The 17,394-nt window shown below is 36.7% G+C and carries 18 protein-coding genes; 9 read left to right on the forward strand and 9 right to left on the reverse strand.

Annotation, left to right across the window (positions count from 1 at the left end; translation table 11 throughout):
* Positions 1–7: 7 nt before the first annotated feature.
* Positions 8–1,087, reverse strand: a complete 1,080-nt coding sequence (locus DF947_RS11015) for a mechanosensitive ion channel family protein (RefSeq protein ID WP_109929792.1) — start codon at positions 1,085–1,087, stop codon at positions 8–10.
* A gap of 155 nt (positions 1,088–1,242) precedes the next feature.
* Between DF947_RS11015 and pnuC the strand changes: the two genes are divergently transcribed.
* The 8 genes from pnuC to frr all read left to right on the forward strand — a co-directional run bounded on the left by pnuC (position 1,243) and on the right by frr (position 7,560).
* Positions 1,243–1,905 carry a nicotinamide riboside transporter PnuC gene (gene pnuC / locus DF947_RS11020; protein ID WP_109929737.1) on the forward strand — a complete coding sequence of 221 codons (663 nt, stop codon included), beginning with the start codon at positions 1,243–1,245 and terminating at the stop codon, positions 1,903–1,905.
* 357 nt (positions 1,906–2,262) lie between these two features.
* Positions 2,263–2,706, forward strand: coding sequence for a 50S ribosomal protein L13 (gene rplM, locus DF947_RS11030; RefSeq protein WP_010602007.1), 444 nt, complete (start codon positions 2,263–2,265; stop codon positions 2,704–2,706).
* 3 nt (positions 2,707–2,709) lie between these two features.
* Positions 2,710–3,096 carry a 30S ribosomal protein S9 gene (gene rpsI, locus DF947_RS11035; protein WP_055913282.1) on the forward strand — a complete coding sequence of 129 codons (387 nt, stop codon included), beginning with the start codon at positions 2,710–2,712 and terminating at the stop codon, positions 3,094–3,096.
* 18 nt (positions 3,097–3,114) lie between these two features.
* Complete coding sequence (rpsB, locus tag DF947_RS11040) at positions 3,115–3,975, forward strand: 30S ribosomal protein S2 (protein ID WP_109925370.1); 861 nt, start codon at positions 3,115–3,117, stop codon at positions 3,973–3,975.
* Between the two features lie 130 nt (positions 3,976–4,105).
* The gene (tsf, locus tag DF947_RS11045; RefSeq protein ID WP_109929739.1) at positions 4,106–4,951 is read left to right on the forward strand and encodes a translation elongation factor Ts; all 846 of its coding nucleotides are present in this window, start codon (positions 4,106–4,108) and stop codon (positions 4,949–4,951) included.
* Positions 4,952–5,088: 137 nt separating this feature from the next.
* Complete coding sequence (gene nagA, locus DF947_RS11050) at positions 5,089–6,186, forward strand: N-acetylglucosamine-6-phosphate deacetylase (protein WP_109929740.1); 1,098 nt, start codon at positions 5,089–5,091, stop codon at positions 6,184–6,186.
* Positions 6,187–6,250: 64 nt separating this feature from the next.
* Positions 6,251–6,955, forward strand: a complete 705-nt coding sequence (pyrH, locus tag DF947_RS11055) for a UMP kinase (RefSeq protein WP_109929741.1) — start codon at positions 6,251–6,253, stop codon at positions 6,953–6,955.
* A 41-nt stretch (positions 6,956–6,996) separates the two neighbouring features.
* Complete coding sequence (frr, locus tag DF947_RS11060; protein WP_109929742.1) at positions 6,997–7,560, forward strand: ribosome recycling factor; 564 nt, start codon at positions 6,997–6,999, stop codon at positions 7,558–7,560.
* 128 nt (positions 7,561–7,688) lie between these two features.
* Here the strand turns inward: frr and infB are convergent, their stop codons facing one another.
* The 4 genes from infB to DF947_RS11080 form a co-directional block, all read right to left on the reverse strand.
* Positions 7,689–10,775: a translation initiation factor IF-2 gene (gene infB, locus DF947_RS11065; RefSeq protein WP_109929743.1), complete on the reverse strand. Its 3,087-nt coding sequence runs from the start codon at positions 10,773–10,775 to the stop codon at positions 7,689–7,691.
* A gap of 62 nt (positions 10,776–10,837) precedes the next feature.
* Positions 10,838–12,082: a transcription termination factor NusA gene (gene nusA / locus DF947_RS11070; protein WP_109925376.1), complete on the reverse strand. Its 1,245-nt coding sequence runs from the start codon at positions 12,080–12,082 to the stop codon at positions 10,838–10,840.
* Positions 12,083–12,129: 47 nt separating this feature from the next.
* A complete protein-coding gene (gene rimP, locus DF947_RS11075) occupies positions 12,130–12,594 on the reverse strand; it encodes a ribosome assembly cofactor RimP (protein WP_109929744.1) in 465 nt (154 codons plus the stop codon).
* A gap of 121 nt (positions 12,595–12,715) precedes the next feature.
* Positions 12,716–13,147: a hypothetical protein gene (locus DF947_RS11080; RefSeq protein WP_109929745.1), complete on the reverse strand. Its 432-nt coding sequence runs from the start codon at positions 13,145–13,147 to the stop codon at positions 12,716–12,718.
* A gap of 18 nt (positions 13,148–13,165) precedes the next feature.
* Here DF947_RS11080 and DF947_RS11085 point away from each other — a divergent pair, with 18 nt between their 5' ends.
* Complete coding sequence (locus tag DF947_RS11085; protein WP_109929746.1) at positions 13,166–13,510, forward strand: phage holin family protein; 345 nt, start codon at positions 13,166–13,168, stop codon at positions 13,508–13,510.
* 137 nt (positions 13,511–13,647) lie between these two features.
* Here DF947_RS11085 and DF947_RS11090 read toward each other — a convergent pair whose 3' ends face one another.
* The 4 genes from DF947_RS11090 to panC all read right to left on the reverse strand — a co-directional run bounded on the left by DF947_RS11090 (position 13,648) and on the right by panC (position 17,265).
* Complete coding sequence (locus DF947_RS11090; protein WP_109929747.1) at positions 13,648–14,787, reverse strand: acyl-CoA dehydrogenase; 1,140 nt, start codon at positions 14,785–14,787, stop codon at positions 13,648–13,650.
* A gap of 203 nt (positions 14,788–14,990) precedes the next feature.
* Positions 14,991–15,971: a lysylphosphatidylglycerol synthase transmembrane domain-containing protein gene (locus tag DF947_RS11095; RefSeq protein ID WP_109929748.1), complete on the reverse strand. Its 981-nt coding sequence runs from the start codon at positions 15,969–15,971 to the stop codon at positions 14,991–14,993.
* Positions 15,972–15,975: 4 nt separating this feature from the next.
* The gene (gene panD / locus DF947_RS11100; RefSeq protein ID WP_109929749.1) at positions 15,976–16,326 is read right to left on the reverse strand and encodes an aspartate 1-decarboxylase; all 351 of its coding nucleotides are present in this window, start codon (positions 16,324–16,326) and stop codon (positions 15,976–15,978) included.
* Positions 16,327–16,425: 99 nt separating this feature from the next.
* The gene (gene panC, locus DF947_RS11105; protein WP_109929793.1) at positions 16,426–17,265 is read right to left on the reverse strand and encodes a pantoate--beta-alanine ligase; all 840 of its coding nucleotides are present in this window, start codon (positions 17,263–17,265) and stop codon (positions 16,426–16,428) included.
* Positions 17,266–17,394 lie beyond the last annotated feature (129 nt).

Genomic DNA, 17,394 nt, shown 5'->3' on the forward strand with positions numbered 1-17,394 from the left:
AATTTAATCATATCCCATCAAACTTATCCTTAAATTCCAATCTTTTTTTCGGTAAACTTTCAGGATAATTGGTTTGAATGAAGGTGATCATCGCTTCGCGAACCATGCACCGTAAATCGAACGCTCTAGAGGAACTAGAAGCACTCATTAAAAAACGAATCTCAATTGAGCCATCTTTATTGGTATCGGTAACCTGAACCACATTTACTCTTTTATCCCAAAGGGGGTTGATGGTTAAAAGTTTAGTTAATTCTTGACGTAGAGGCTCAATAGGGATGGAATAATCCATATACAGAAATACAGTTCCCAACAAATCAGCCGAAACACGAGTCCAGTTTTGAAAAGGTTTTTCAATAAAATATGTAATGGGCAAAATTAACCGACGCTGATCCCATATACTAACAACCACATAAGTGAGCGTAATTTCTTCAACTCTTCCCCACTCACCTTCTACCACTAAAACATCATCTATCCGAATGGGTTGCGTAAAGGCAATTTGGAAACCAGCCAATAAATTTCCAAGTGATTTTTGAGCGGCGAAGCCAATGATGATTCCTCCAATTCCTACACCTGTTAATAATCCCGCTCCTATTTTGCGCATGCTTTCGAAGCTTAACAATATAATTGCAGCTGTTATTAAGATAATTAGCGAAACAATAAATTTTCTAACAAACTGAAGCTGAGTTCTAATTTTCCGCTCCTTTAAATTGTTTTCTTTGTTTAAATCATATTTAAGGAAAAAATAATCTTCGAGTACATCGATAATGCGAACTAGTATTAACGCAAATACGATGGTTAAGGCTACTTCTAATACTTTCGTTATGGGCAATCGGTAAACAGCATCCATTTCCATTAACGATAAAGAAAAATTTAGAAACAGAATCGGAATGAACACGCCAACAGGATGCCTCAAATGCTTTATGGTAGATTTGATTACAACAGAATCCCACCAGCGTGATAGCAGTAAAAAGATTTTATGTATGATAAATTTGACCAACATTCCAAGTAATACAGCCACAATTCCAACAATTAAATTTTTAAAAAATAAAGGAATTGGATAACCGAAAAAATGGTTTAAATACTGCATAAGAAATCTGTTGGTTAATAAAACGGGCGAAATACCCTGGTAATAAAATAAATAACAATAAAATTTTGTTTTTTGTTTGTTTAGATAATTTACGGCAATAATAAATTCAATACATTCGGATATTAAACAATCAAGTAAAATCATAAATCAGTAGAATGGATTTCTTTAACAGCCACAGTATTTTTTTCACGGTGCTTGATTATAAAATGAGTTACCTGGAATTCTTTGCTGTAATTACCGGCATAATTTCAGTTATACTTTCGGCTAAGGCCAATATTTGGAGCTGGCCAGTTGGGATTGTAAATGTATTCTTATCAGCTTTTTTCTACTATCAGATTCAGCTCTATCCCGATATGTTCTTAATGGTTTTCTTCTTCGTTACCAATATTATGGGCTGGTATAGATGGGCAAATCCTAAGCCAGAGGAAGAAGATAAAAAGAAGGAATTAAAAATCAGTTTTATGCCAATTAAACAATTTTTGATTTTATTGGGTGTAGGGATATTAGGAACTCTTTTTATCGGAACATTGGCCAGCAAACTCCACAGCTGGCTACCGTTATTGTTTAACTTACCCAGTGCTTACCCTTTCGTAGATTCTTTTATTCTGGTTATGAGCGTAATTACTACTTTTCTAATGATCCAAAAAAGAATAGAGTGCTGGATTATCTGGCTTATTATTGATATCGTTGCAACTTATCTTTACTTTTTAAAAGGCGCCAACTTTTTCGGAATAGAATATTTTATCTTTACCATAATTGCAGGCTTTGCTTTATGGCATTGGATAAAGGAATATAAAGGCTATTTAAAAGTTGCATAAGGATCATAGCAGTACCTATCCAAGTTTTTTAAACGGGATTGTAGCGGTATCCTTTTGTATAGCAGAAACTTCGCTTCAGCATGACAGAAGTTATTCAAAAGATTTAGCGCAAAGCCCGACCGAACCTAGCCGAAGAACCACTGATTTTGCTTTCCAAAATACTTTAAGAACACCCCGCCTTATAGGCACCCCTCTAAAAGGGAAATTGCCCTTCACGATGCCATGACTTTCAACCTTTAACTTATAACCTTCAACTTTTTTCGCATCAACTATTTGATAATAAAACTTTTCTATCTATCTTTGCAGTCCCAAATTTAATGGGAATAAATAATTGTTTAATAAATTAAATACAAGCAAGTGAATACGTTAAGTTACAAAACTGTCTCTGCCAATGCGAAAACTGTTAACAAACAGTGGATTGTTGTTGATGCACAAGGCGAGATTTTGGGGCGCTTGTCATCGAAGATCGCTATGATCATCCGTGGTAAAAACAAGCCTGAGTACACCCCACACGTAGATTGCGGAGATAACGTTATTGTTATCAATGCAGACAAGGTTAAATTGACAGGAAACAAATTCAGCGAAAAGCAATATGTTTCTTATACTGGTTATCCAGGTGGTCAACGTTTTATTTCTCCTAAGGAGTTAATGGCGAAACACCCTCAACGTGTAATCGAGAAAGCGGTACGTGGTATGTTACCGAAAACTAAATTGGGTAAAAAACTTTACACCAATCTTTTTGTGTATGCTGGTGAAACTCACCCTCATGCAGCTCAATCTCCAAAAACCATTAAACTTTAAGAAATGTCAGTTACTAACACTTCAGGAAGAAGAAAAACAGCTGTTGCACGTATCTACTTAAAAGATGGTGCTGGAGCAATTACCGTTAACGGTAAAGATCACAAAGTTTATTTCCCAACATTACCTTTGCAATATATCGTAAACCAAAGTTTAGAGGTTTCTGAGCTTACAGGTCGTTATGATATTACTGTAAATGTTCAAGGTGGTGGAGTAAAAGGACAAGCAGAAGCTGTTCGTTTAGCTATTGCTAAAGCGATTGTTGAACTAGATGCGGAGAAAAAACCTGCATTACGTGCTAAAGGCCTAATGACGCGTGATATGCGTATGGTTGAGCGTAAGAAACCAGGACGTGCTAAAGCTCGTAAGAAATTCCAATTCAGTAAACGTTAATCACAGGAGGCAAAGACAATGGCAAGAACAACTTATCAAGACTTATTGGATGCAGGTGTACACTTTGGTCACCTTACCCGTAAATGGAATCCAAAAATGGCTCCTTACATTTTCATGGAGCGTAATGGAATTCACATTATAGATTTAAATAAAACTTTAACCAAAACTGAAGAAGCTGCGGCTGCGATTAAACAAATCGTAAAATCAGGACGTAAAGTATTATTTGTTTCAACAAAAAAACAAGCAAAAGGAATCGTAGCTGAGCAAGCTAAAAAAGTAAACATGCCTTTCGTAACCGAACGTTGGTTAGGTGGTATGTTAACTAACTTTGCTACAGTTCGTAAGTCAATCAAAAAGATGTCTAACATCGATAAAATGACTAAAGACGGTACTTATGCTATCTTATCTAAAAAAGAGCGTTTGATGATTCAGCGTGAGCGTATTAAATTAGAATCACTTTTAGGTGGTATTGCTGATTTAAACCGTTTGCCTGCAGCTTTATTCTTAATTGATGTTAAGAAAGAGCACATTGCAGTAACTGAAGCGTTAAAATTAAACATCCCAACTTTTGCGATGGTTGATACAAACTCTGATCCTTCTAACATCGATTTCCCTATCCCAGCGAATGATGATGCTACAAAATCAATCTCTTTAATTACTGATGTAATTATCAAAGCTATTGAAGAAGGTTTAGATGAGCGTAAACGCGAAAAAGATGATGAGGCTGAAAAAGAAGCAGTAGCAGCGAAAGTTGCAGCTGATGCTCCTGAAGTTAAAGAACCTAGAGCAGCTGGTGAAAAAAGACCAACTACTAAAAAGGTAACGGCTGAAGCAGAAGTTGAAGCACCTTCATCAGAGGAAACTAAAACAGAAGAATAGTTAATATTTTTTAATTGCAGGTTACTGGTTTCAGGTTTTAAGTTGGCTTAACATGAGTTTAACTTTTGGCTTGTAACTTGTAACCTGTAATTGTTATAACAAGATTGTAAACTTTAAAAAAGGAAATAAAATGTCTACAGTACAAATTACTGCCGCAGATGTAAATAAACTACGTCAACAAACTGGCGCTGGAATGATGGATTGCAAAAAAGCTTTAGTTGAAGCAAATGGCGATTTCGAAGCAGCTGTTGATTTATTGCGCAAAAAAGGTCAAAAAGTATCTGCCGCTCGCTCTGGTAATGCTACTTCTGAAGGTCTAGTATCAATCAATGTTTCAGCAGACGGTACTAATGGTAAATTAGTTGCTTTAGCTTGTGAAACTGAGCCAGTTTCTAAAGTTGAAGATTTCCGTAATCTAGCTCAGGCTGTTTTAGCTGCAGCAGTTGCCAATAATCCTGCTTCTACAGAAGAATTATCAGCAATTACTTTAGAAGATGGACGTACAGTTGCCGAAACCATAACTGAATTAACAGGTAAAATCGGTGAGAAAATCGTTATTCAAGATTACGCAAATATATCTGGTGAAAAAATCGTTTCTTATATTCACTCTAATGGAAAAATGGGTGTTTTAGTAGTATTTGAAGGCACTAACGGTGTAGATATTACTGAAGCTGGTAAAGATGTTGCCATGCAGATTGCTGCAATGAACCCAGTTGCTGTTGATAAAGAAGGTGTTGATCCTGCTACTATTGAGCGTGAAATCGAAATTGCTAAAGATGTAATCCGTCAGGAAGGCAAACCAGAAGAAATGGTTGAGAAAATTGCTGCTGGTAAATTGAATAAATTCTACAAAGACAGTACTTTATTAAACCAAGAGTTTGTTAAAGACGGTTCTTTAGATGTTCGTAAATTCTTAGACAATACTGTTAAAGGATTAACTGTAACAGCTTTCAAACGTGTTCAATTAGGTGCATAAGCATTTATAAATCATATCAAAAATCCCGATGAGAATCGGGATTTTTTTTTGTCCGGTATTTTATATAGTAAATTGAAAAATTATATCCTTTTTTTAAAACTTCGATTGTACTTTAGCCAAATCATAAAAATAAAAAAATGCTAAAAATAGAAAATATCAATTTCTATCAAGATGATATATTAATTGAAAATCATGATCTTACCATTGAGGATGGTATAATTACTTCAGCTCAGCCTTCAATAAAATCGAATAAAAAAGCTGAAAGGCTTGTTGTTCCAGGCTTTATAGATCTTCAAATTTATGGTGCAGGGGGAAAATTATTTTCAGCTGAACCAACTGTAGAATCATTATCTATAATTGAAGATGATTTATTAAAAAAAGGCACTACAGGTTTTTTAGCTTGCATTGCAACGAATACGCCACAAGTTTTTAATGAGTGCATAAAGACCGCCAAAGAACATCGGCCTTATGCAAAAAACTGTTTAGGTCTCCATCTAGAAGGTCCATTTTTAAATCCTAAACGTTTAGGGGCACACGTTCCAGAGTTTGTCAGAAAAGCTTCTTTAGATGAGATTAAGGCTTTATTGGATTTCGGAGATGGTGTAATTAAAATGATGACAATCGCCCCAGAACTTCAAGATGATGATGTGATTCAATATCTTTTAGACCACAATGTTGTTGTTTCTCTTGGACACAGCAATGCAACGTTTGATGAGGCAATTTCCGCTTACAACAAAGGCATTCAAACAACCACACATCTTTTCAATGCCATGAATCCAATTCATCATCGAGAACCAGGTATTCCTACAGCAGTTTTTAATCACAATAAAGCTATGGCCAGTATTATTGTAGATAATCGGCATGTAAGTTTTGACGTGGTAAAATTTAGTCAGAAATTATTAAAAGAAAGGATATTTTTAATTACCGATGCCGTTACCGAGTGTTCAACTGGCCCATATCAACACAAACTTGTAGGAGATAAGTATGTAATGCCTGACGGCACTTTATCGGGCTCATCATTAACAATGTTAATGGCTGTAAAAAACTGTGTTGAGCATTGCAATATTAGTTTAATTGATGCTTTGAAAATGGCTACTGAGTACCCTGCAAAATTAATCGGTAAAGATAAAATTTTCGGAAAAGTAGCACTTGGAACGCAGGCCAATTTACTCGTGCTGGATGATAAACTCAATATTACCGATACAATATTTAAGGGCGATTTAATATCAAACTAAATATTTACATCAATTGTTAAAATGGATAGCCCGTAAGTAAAAAATTGTTAATATTTTTGAGGTCATGAAATACAAACGCATCCTATTAAAGCTCAGCGGTGAATCGCTAATGGGCGAAAAACAGTACGGTATTGATAATGAACGTGTTAGGCAATATGCCTTAGACATAAAAGATGTTCACGATAAAGGGTTAGAAATAGCAATCGTTATTGGCGGTGGAAATATTTTTAGAGGTTTAAGTGCCGAAAAAAGTGGGATGGACAGAGCGCAGGCCGATTATATGGGCATGTTGGCAACTGTTATAAATTCAATGGCTTTACAAGATGCGTTAGAAAAAGTGGGCATTAAAACCCGTTTACTCACTGCGATTAAAATGGAACAGATTTGTGAACCATTTATACGCAGAAGAGCTGTTCGCCATTTAGAAAAAGGAAGAGTAGTTATTTTTGGTGCTGGCACCGGAAATCCATACTTTACAACAGATTCTGCAGCTGCATTAAGGGCAATTGAAATTAAAGCTGATGCTGTATTAAAAGGAACACGCGTAGATGGAATATATACTGCAGATCCTGAAAAAGATCCCTTAGCCACTAAATACGAAGAAATCTCCTTCAAAGAAGTTTACGCTAAAGGCTTAAACGTAATGGATATGACAGCCTTTACACTTTGCGAAGAAAACCAAGTTCCAATTATTGTGTTTGATATGAACAAGCACGGTAATTTTATGAAAATTGCAAACGGCGAACCTATCGGAACCTTGGTTAAATAACCATAAAAAAATTTATTATTTTTGTAGAAATACACACAATTATGAACGACCTCATACAATTACAATTAATGGATGCTCAATCTGCAATGGATAGGGCAATCGATCATTGTGAATCTGAATTAACGAAAATTAGAGCTGGAAAAGCATCAGCAGGAATGTTAGATGGTATTTTTGTAGATTATTATGGCGCTTCTACCGCGTTATCTCAGGTTTCGAGCATAAATACACCTGATGCAAGAACAATTGTTATTCAGCCTTGGGAAAAATCACTTTTAGTACCCATCGAAAAAGCAATTCAGGTTGCAAACATTGGTATCAATCCACAAAATGATGGTATTGTAATCCGTTTGGTAGTACCGCCTTTAACAGAAGAACGCAGAAAAGATTTGGTAAAAAAAGTTAAAGAAGAAGCTGAACGTGGCAGAATAACTGTTCGTAATATCCGTAAGGATGCAAACACTAAAATTCAAAAGTTAAAAGGTGACGGTGTTTCTGATGATGAAATAAAAACTGGAGAAGGTGAAGTTCAGAAACTTACAGATGCGTATATCATTAAAGTGGATAAGCATGCTGAGGCTAAAGAAAAAGATGTAATGACGGTTTAATAGACCATTTAAAATATCCCAAGGGAATAGATGTAATCTGTTCCCTTTTTTTATGATCGATAAAATAGAAGCAACAAAAAAGGGTCTCAATTAATTGAGACCCTTTCCATTTATAAGTTAGAAAACGATTAAAGTTTTCTTGCTACTTCTACCTGTTCGTAAGCTTCTACGATATCGCCAACTTCGATGTTGTTAAAGTTCTGAATGTTTAAACCACACTCGTAACCTTTATTGACTTCCTTAACATCATCCTTAAAGCGTTTTAACGAAGCCAATTCACCTGTGTAAACAACTACACCATCTCTAACGATACGGATTTTGCTGTTACGGGTAATTTTACCATCCAATACCATACAACCTGCAATGGTACCCACTTTTGTGATTTTGAAAGTTTCGCGGATTTCAACGTTAGCCACGATTTTCTCTTCAAATTCTGGATCCAACATACCTTCCATTGCCGACTTAATCTCATTGATTGCATCGTAAATGATCGAATATAAACGGATATCTATTTGCTCTTGCTCAGCCAATTTACGTGCACCAGTTGATGGACGAACCTGGAAACCAATAATAATCGCATCAGAAGCCGAAGCTAACAATACATCTGATTCGGAAATCTGACCAACACCTTTACTAATAATGTTGATTTGGATCTGCTCAGTTGATAGTTTCAATAATGAATCGGCCAATGCTTCGATCGAACCATCCACATCACCTTTAACAATAATGTTAAGTTCTTTAAAGTTACCAATCGCTAAACGACGGCCAATCTCATCAAGGGTAATGTGTTTTTGAGTACGTAAACCTTGTTCACGCTGTAACTGCATACGTTTGTTTGCAATATCACGTGCTTCAGTTTCACTTTCCAAAGCGTTAAAACGGTCACCTGCTGTTGGCGCTCCCTGCATACCCAAAACCTGTACCGGTTGCGATGGACCTGCTGATTCTACCTTTGCACCACGTTCATTGGTTAAAGCTTTAACACGACCGCTATAACTACCCGCCAAGATTGGATCTCCCACTCTTAACGTACCAGCCTGAACCAATACAGTAGTTACAATACCACGGCCTTTATCTAATGCTGATTCAATTACAGTACCTGTTGCTCTCTTATTTGGATTCGCTTTAAGTTCTAATAATTCAGCTTCTAATAATACTTTATCTAAAAGTAAATCTACATTTAAGCCACTTTTGCTTGAGATTTCCTGTGATTGATATTTACCACCCCAATCTTCAACCAAGATATTCATTACTGATAACTGCTCACGTACTTTATCTGCATTAGCACCTGGTTTATCCACCTTCGTAAAAGCAAACACCAATGGTACACCTGCAGCCTGTGCATGGTTAATGGCCTCTTTTGTTTGAGGCATCACCGCATCATCCGCAGCAATTACAATAATGGCAATATCCGCAGCTTTGGCACCACGAGCACGCATCGCCGTAAAGGCTTCGTGACCAGGAGTATCTAAGAAAGTTACTTTTTTGCCTGTTGGTGTAGTTACCATATATGCACCTATGTGCTGTGTAATACCGCCTGCTTCACCAGCAACTACATTTGCTTTACGGATATAATCCAGCAATGATGTTTTACCGTGATCGACGTGACCCATAATCGTAACAACCGGAGCTCTTTCGATTAAATCTGCCTCATCATCTTCTTCTTCAATTACATTTTCTTCATCTTCATCTGGTTTAACGAATTGAATTTCGTAACCAAACTCATCAGCAACAATGGTTAAGGTTTCAGCATCTAAACGCTGATTAATTGAAACGAACATGCCAAGACTCATACAAGTACCAATAATTTTGGTAACTGGTACATCCATCATGCTCGCCAATTCGTTAGCCGTAACAAACTCTGTTACTTTTAATATTTTTGATTGAGATTCAAGTTCGTTTGCTGCTTCTTCTGCCGAAGTTGCTACATCATCGCGTTTTTGACGGCGTAATTTAGCACGTTGAGCAAATTTACCAGATTTACCTGCTCCACTTAAACGAGCAAGTGTTGCTTTAATCTGATCTTGAATTTCCTTTTCAGTAGGTTCTTCTTTCGGTCCGCTTGGTGTAGCATTTCTATTTTGGAAACCTGGTCTGTTATTGTTGTTGTTATTTCTATTGCCTTGATAAGGAGTTCCACCACCACCAGCGGGTCTATTACCTTGGTATGGAGTACCACCACCGGCAGGTCTGTTACCTTGGTAAGGTGTACGAGGTTGTCCTGGTGCTCCTTGACCTTGACCAGCCTGAGGGTTTTGGCCTTGCTGACCTTGTCCACTATGTTGACCTGGCTGTCCTGGTGTACCAGGCGTTTTTTTACGTTTACGCTTACGTTTTGCCGCTTCACTATCGCTAGATGATGCTACTGGACCATTTCTTCTATCTGGAGTAGTAGGCAAAACAATTTTACCAATAATATTAGGGCCAGTAAGTTTAACTGTACGTGCTTTTATAACTTCAGGTTCGTTACTAGCTGGAGCAACTGGTTTCACCTCAGCTGGTTTTTCTTCAGCTTTTGGTTGTTCAACTGCTGGTTTAGCAGGCTCTTCGGCTTTTATAACTGGAGTTGTAACTTGTGGTGCAACTGGAGTTTCCTCTTTTTTTACTTCCACAGGTTTTTCTTCAGCTTTTGGCTGTTCAATTACTGGTTTAGCTGGCTCTTCGGCTTTTACACTCGGAGTTACAGCTTGCGGTGCAACTGGTGCATCTTCTTTCCTAGCAGGACGAGTTTTTGAATTAAGATCATTTAAATCGATCTTTCCTACAATTTTAACACCCGGTCTTCCATTGTCTTCAGCTTTATCTTCTGCCTTAGTTTCCGCCACTGGCTCTGCTGCCGCTGGAGCTTGTGTTTCTACTTTTGGTGCCTCAACTACCTTTGGTTTCTCTACCGGAGGTGCGAACGATTGAGCATTTTTTATTAAAATCTCTTCTTTCTCAAAATCGGTATTCTTCTTCGGCGCTTCTACTGGCTTTTCAGTTTCAGGCTCGTCACGACGTATTTTACCAATCACTATTTGTTTGGCTTCTTCTCTTACGATCTTATCTCCCTGATACTCTTTTAACAAGGCATTATACATGTCTCCCGTAAGTTTAAACATAGGGCTCTTCTCGGCAGAGAATCCCTTTTTGTTTAAAAACTCAACGGCCGTACCCATGCCTATATTAAGTTCTTTAATAGCTTTAATTAAAATGATTGGTTTGTCGTCTGACATTTAGCTCCTGTTATTGTTTTTTATTTAATACAAAAGTAGTGTTTATTTGGCAATTACACCACTTATTCAAATTCTGACTTCAAAATTTGAACCACTTCTTTAATGGTTTCTTCTTCAAGGTCGGTGCGTTTTACCAAATCTTCTACTGTAAGTGCTAAAACACTCTTAGCAGTATCGCAACCGATAGCCTTTAATTCGTCGATAATCCAGCTATCAATCTCATCTGAGAATTCTTCTAGATCCACATCTTCATCTGTTTCTTCACCAGCTTCACGGTACACATCAATTTCATAACCGGTTAGTTTACCAGCTAGTTTAATGTTGTGTCCGCCACGGCCAATTGCTAACGAAACCTGATCTGGTTTTAAGTAAACCGAAGCATGTTTAGTTTCGTCATCTAATTTAATAGAGGTAATTTTTGCCGGGCTTAAAGCACGTGTAATGTATAATGAAATGTTATTTGTGAAGTTAATCACATCAATATTTTCGTTTTTCAATTCGCGAACGATACCATGAATACGAGATCCTTTCATACCCACACATGCTCCTACTGGATCAATACGGTCATCGTAAGATTCTACAGCTACTTTAGCACGTTCTCCCGGTTCGCGAACGATTTTCTTAATGGTAATTAATCCATCAAAAATCTCAGGAACTTCCTGTTCAAACAAACGTTGTAAAAACTCTGGTGCTGTTCTTGAAATGATAATTTTTGGATTAGCGTTAATCATCTCAACCTTTGAGATTACCGCTCTTACAGAATCTCCTTTTTTGAAATAATCAGCAGGAATCTGTTCAGTTTTAGGCATCAAAAGTTCGTTACCTTCATCATCTAAAACCAAAGTTTCTTTTTTCCAAACTTGGTAAACCTCGCCTGTTACAACTTCACCTACTCTATCTTTATATTTTTTGAAGATTTCGTCTTTCTCTAATTCCAATACTTTAGAAACCAAAGTTTGGCGAGCGGCTAAAATTGCTCTACGACCAAAACTTTCTAAAGTAATTTGTTCGATATAGTCATCACCAACTTCTAAAGTGCTGTCTAATTTAGACACTTCAGCAAGTTCGATCTCCAAATCGTCATCCTCAGAAAATCCATCTTCCATTACTTTTCTTGTTCTCCAGATCTCTAAATCCCCGTTGTCAGGATTCACAATTACATCACAGTTTTCATCTGTTCCGTATTTTTTACGCAACATGCTACGGAAAACTTCTTCCAACACACTAATCACCGTTGGGCGATCTATATTTTTGAAATCTTTAAACTCTTGGAAAGAGTCGATTAAATTAATTGTTGTAGTACTCATTTTTTACCATGATTAAATAGATTAGTAGCCTTCGCTCATTAATCGTATTACTTAAAACTTATTAATACACTTGTTTCTAATATATCATTAAAAGCTACCTCTGTTTGTATTGTAGTTGCTTTTTTTCCTTTTTCTTTAACCGATTCTTCGATCAGTAAATTATTTTCGGTAACCTCTAAAAGCTTTCCTTCTTTCTTTTGTCCGCCAGCGAGCTTAATACTTACCGTACGTCCAATATTTTTATTATACTGGCGAATAAGTTTTAAAGGCTCTCCAACGCCAGGCGAAGAAACTTCTAAATTGTAGGCTTGCTCAATTGTATTTTCTTCTTCTAGATAAAAACCAACATGCCTGCTAATGGCCACACAATCCTGTATGCTTATTCCTTCGTCTCCATCAACATGAATAATCAACCTGTTGTTTGGCAACATTTTCACTTCAACCAAAAAAAGCTCTGGTCTGTCTGCAATTTTTTCCTCTACAAGGGTTGCAACTCTCTTTTCTACCTGCATATTTTAACCTGATTTCATAGAAAAAGGGGACACTGTCCCCTTCTCTTTTCTTCGATTACGATGCAAATGTACTAAATTTTTCTAAAAAATCAAACAGTTGAATCAATTATTATCGTACAAATCAACGCGTAAGTATTTGTTGTTGTGGCTGTAAGTTGTGCTTAATGCCGTTTGTAAGGAGTTTTTTAGCATCTGCATAATTAACTCCAACATAACTTTCAACCAAATAACTTTTACCGTTTAGAAATGGGGTTTTTGGCTTAAAAACTATTGAGTCTCCAGTAACACTGAATTTTCCATTAATTTCTTCTTCAACTTGTAAACTATCCTTATCGCCAGGTGTTAACAGAACAGAAATTAGGTTTAGCGAATCGGGATTTGCCTTAATGGCATTTTTGACCTGAAAGAAACTTGCCTGATCAATATTTTTAATTATTATTGATGAACTATCTCCCGAAAACTTTATTACTGGCTTGCTGTTTGTATTTGAGCAAGAAATCGCAAGTATGGCGACAACAACAATAAACAAGTATTTAACAACACATTTAATCATTTACAAAACTAAACAATTATGAGATTTATTATCGAAATCCTTTTAATGGGATTAGCGTTTTTTATCGGCGCCAAACTTGTTCCGGGCGTTGAGGTTGCGGGCTACGGAAGCGCAATTATTGCAGCAGTATTAATTGCTTTGGCAAACTCTACCATTGGTTTTATTTTAAGATTATTAACCTTTCCGGTAAATTTTTTAACCTTAGGGTTGGTTTCATTCATTATTACCGTTTTAATGATTTTATTGGTAGACAGCATGATGACTTCTTTTAATACATCGGGCTTTTTAGCCGCTGCATTTTTGGCAATTGTTGTGGCTTTGATCAAAGCAATATTCGGCGCAATTGTCGGAGAGAAAGAATAGTTTTCTTAGTCAGGACCCCGAAGTCCGAAGTAATGAGCGAAATGGACTTCAGACGATTTACTTCGACGACTAATCCAGTCATCGGATGAATATCTGCATCATGCCTATATTCATCCGATGACTAAATCGACTCAAGACTATCTGATCACTTCCCTAGAAATCACCATTTTTTGTATCTCCGAAGTTCCCTCATAAATTTGAGTGATTTTTGCATCACGCATTAAACGTTCTACGTGATACTCTTTTACAAATCCGTAGCCGCCATGAACCTGAACGGCCTCAATAGTAACATCCATAGCTACTTTTGAAGCAAAAAGTTTAGCCATTGATCCGGCTTGTGTATAAGGCAAGCCTTGATCTTTTAACCAAGCAGCTTTATAAACCAATAAACGGGCAGCCTCAATTTGAGTTGCCATATCGGCCAATTTAAAAGCAATAGCCTGATGTTCTGAAATAGGTTTCCCAAATGATTTACGCTCTTTTGCATACTGGGTTGCAAGTTCGAAAGCGCCTTGTGCAATGCCCAATGCCTGTGCAGCAATTCCTATCCGACCGCCTTCAAGGGTTTTCATCGCGAATGAAAAACCAAACCCATCATCGCCAATTCTATTTTCTTTAGGTACCTTAACATCGTTAAACATTAAAGAATGTGTATCTGATCCCCTGATACCGAGCTTATTTTCTTTAGGGCCAATTGTAAAACCTTCAGTACCTTTTTCTACAATGAAGGCGTTAATTCCTTTATGCCTTAATTCTGGATGGGTTTGAGCAATAACTAAGTAGGTTGATGCCGTACTGCCATTGGTAATCCAGTTTTTAGTTCCGTTAAGCAGATAATAGTCGCCTTTATCTTCTGCTGTAGTTCTTTGCGAAGTGGCATCTGAACCTGCTTCTGGCTCAGACAGACAGAATGCGCCAATCTTCTCTCCTGATGCTAACGGCTTTAAATATTTTTCTTTTTGTGCCTCGCTGCCATAGTGCTCTAAGCCATAACACACCAAAGAGTTGTTCACAGATACCACCACTGAAGCCGATGCATCGATTTTGGAAAGTTCTTCCATAACCAGCACATAAGATATGGCATCTAAACCGCTGCCATTATATTTTGGATCAACCATCATCCCCAAGAAGCCAAGTTCGCCAAGTTTTTTTACCTGCTCTGCCGGAAATTTTTGATGTTCGTCTCTTTCAATTACGCCAGGCTTTAATTCTTGCTGTGCAAAATCACGAGCAGCCTGTTGAATCATTATTTGTTCTTCACTTAATTCAAAATGCATAACATTTATGTATAAAAGGTTAGTTATTCAAATGTAGCATTATAGATTGAAATTGCTATGGTTGCATAGTAATTTATTTTGAGGCCTTATCTAATTATGGTTTGCTGGCAAATGCGCTAACGACGGAAGCAACGTCTTTTTTAGTATTTTTTATCAAAAAGATATAACAGAAAGCATGTAAAAAACGCTTAAGTAATATTTAATTAATGTCTTTTCTTTTTCGTCAGCACAAAAAATAAACTCAAACTGCCTAGAATTAAAATAAGCAATACTTGTGAAGAATGAATGATGGTTGCATAGGCCAATCCATCTTTAAAAGCTAAACCATACAAAACCAGAGACTGGCCAACCATCCAATGAAAAACGCCGATTCCACCTTGTACTGGAGCAACCATTGCAAAACCGGAAAACACAATTGCAGCAAAAGCAGCGCTTAAACCTAAAGATGAGGTAGATTCTATCGAATAAAATGCCACATACATAGACAAAAAGTAGAATAGCCAGATGCCAAATGTATATAATAAAAAGAGGGGCTTGTTTTTGAGTTTACTGTAAGATCCAAATCCCTGACGCAAACTCACAAAAATTCTTAAGAACTTCTTATTTAGTTTTTTTCGAAGAAAGTGAACCGAAATGCCAACCGCCAAAAGAAACAGTAAGACAATACCTATTATCCAGAAATAGTTTAGTGATTGTATTTTATTTGCAAGGCTTAGATAAATAGTGTTGTAAAGAAAATCGGAAACGACATCATATTGAAATATCAGCAAAGCCAGTGCTGTTATTAACAAGACCAACACATCAAATAGTCTTTCGGTAATTACGGTACCAATCGAGGCAAACATTGGAACTTTTTCTGCTTTATGAATTACTGAACATCTTCCAATTTCGCCGAATCTGGGCAATGCCAAGTTAGCAAGGTAACCGATCATAACGGCATGGTAGGCATTCCAAAAACTTACTTTATATTGAATTGATTTGTAAAGCATTTGCCATCGCAAAGCTCTTAAAACATGAGCAAGCCAAACAATTATCGAAGAAAAAATAACCCAAAAGAAGTTGGCGGTTTTAATTTCTAACCAAATTCTTCCTACGTCCTGACCTTTAAATGCTAAGTATAAAACCCCCACCCCAATTAGCAATAGGATGATGTATTTAAGAGCCGTTTTGAGGTCGAATGTCAAATTGCTATTTTAACAAATGGTTATTGTCATCAGGAAAAACAAGTATTGGATTATATTTTTTGGCTTCATCTATCGGTAAAGAACCGTAAGACATAATGATTAATATATCACCAAGTTGTGCGAGACGTGCGGTAGCACCGTTTAAGCAGATTGTTCCAGTTCCACGTTCGCCCTTAATTACATAGGTTTCGAAGCGTGCGCCATTATTATTATTAACGATTTGCACCTTTTCATTTGCGATAATGTTGGCTGCATCCATTAAATCTTCATCAATGGTAATACTGCCAACATAATTTAATTCGGCTTGTGTAACCTTAACACGGTGTATTTTCGATTTTAATATCGTGATAATCATTTGGCAAAGTTAGTAATAAAGTTATAATGAATTAGAGAATGATTGATCGTTGAAATAAGAGAATAGTAAAATTATATCATTCACTCAGTCAAAATTCATTTATTTAATGATCATGTTATCGATTAGCCGAGTTGTACCAACTTTGGCCGCAACAAGTGCAACTAAGTTACCCTCTTCTTTTGATTTGGCAGGTTCTAGCGTCTCGCCATTGGCTATTGTAAAATAATCAAGTTCTACGCCTTCAATACCAGCATATAATGCTTCAGCTTTTTCTTCCAGTTGGGAAAGCGAGTACTCATTAAAATGATCGATTACAAATTGAAGTGACTTACTTAACACTAAAGCATTTTTACGGTCTTTTTCGGAAAGATGAATATTTCGGCTGCTCATTGCCAGCCCATCTTCCTCTCTTATAATTGGGCAGGTAATGATGGTTATTGGTAGATTAAAATGCTTGAGCATATTTTTAATCATCAGCACCTGCTGAAAATCTTTTTGTCCGAACATCGCCACATCAGGCTTAACGGCATCAAAAAGCTTATTTACAATTTGGGTTACACCTTGGTAATGCCCTCTGCGAAATTCGCCTTCCAATAGAAATTCGGCTTTCCCCAAATCAATATGCCAATCTTCCTTTTCGGGATACATCTCTTTAACATCAGGCATAAAAACACCATTGCAACCTGCTTCTTCAAGCATGGCAAGATCGTGCTCTATCGGTCGCGGATACTTTTCTAAGTCTTTTGGATCGGTAAATTGGGTCGGATTAACAAAAATACTGCATATAATAACATCTGCATTTTGTTGCGCCAGTTTAATTAATGAAATATGACCATTGTGCAAAGCACCCATTGTAGGTACAAGTGCAATTTTAAGTCCTGAGGCTTTTAAAGGTTCTAAAAAAGCTCTAAGCGCTGTTTTCGTTTTAAATATTTCCAATTCGGACAATTTAAATTAAAGCCGTAAAGGTGTAAATTAATCTAAACGAAACCAAACAAATGCTTGCGATATTGATAAATAGTATTATTATTAGTATCTTTGCAGCTCATTATCTTTTATTTAACTTAA

Source organism: Pedobacter paludis (assembly GCF_003173575.1).
GTDB classification, from domain to species: domain Bacteria; phylum Bacteroidota; class Bacteroidia; order Sphingobacteriales; family Sphingobacteriaceae; genus Pedobacter; species Pedobacter paludis.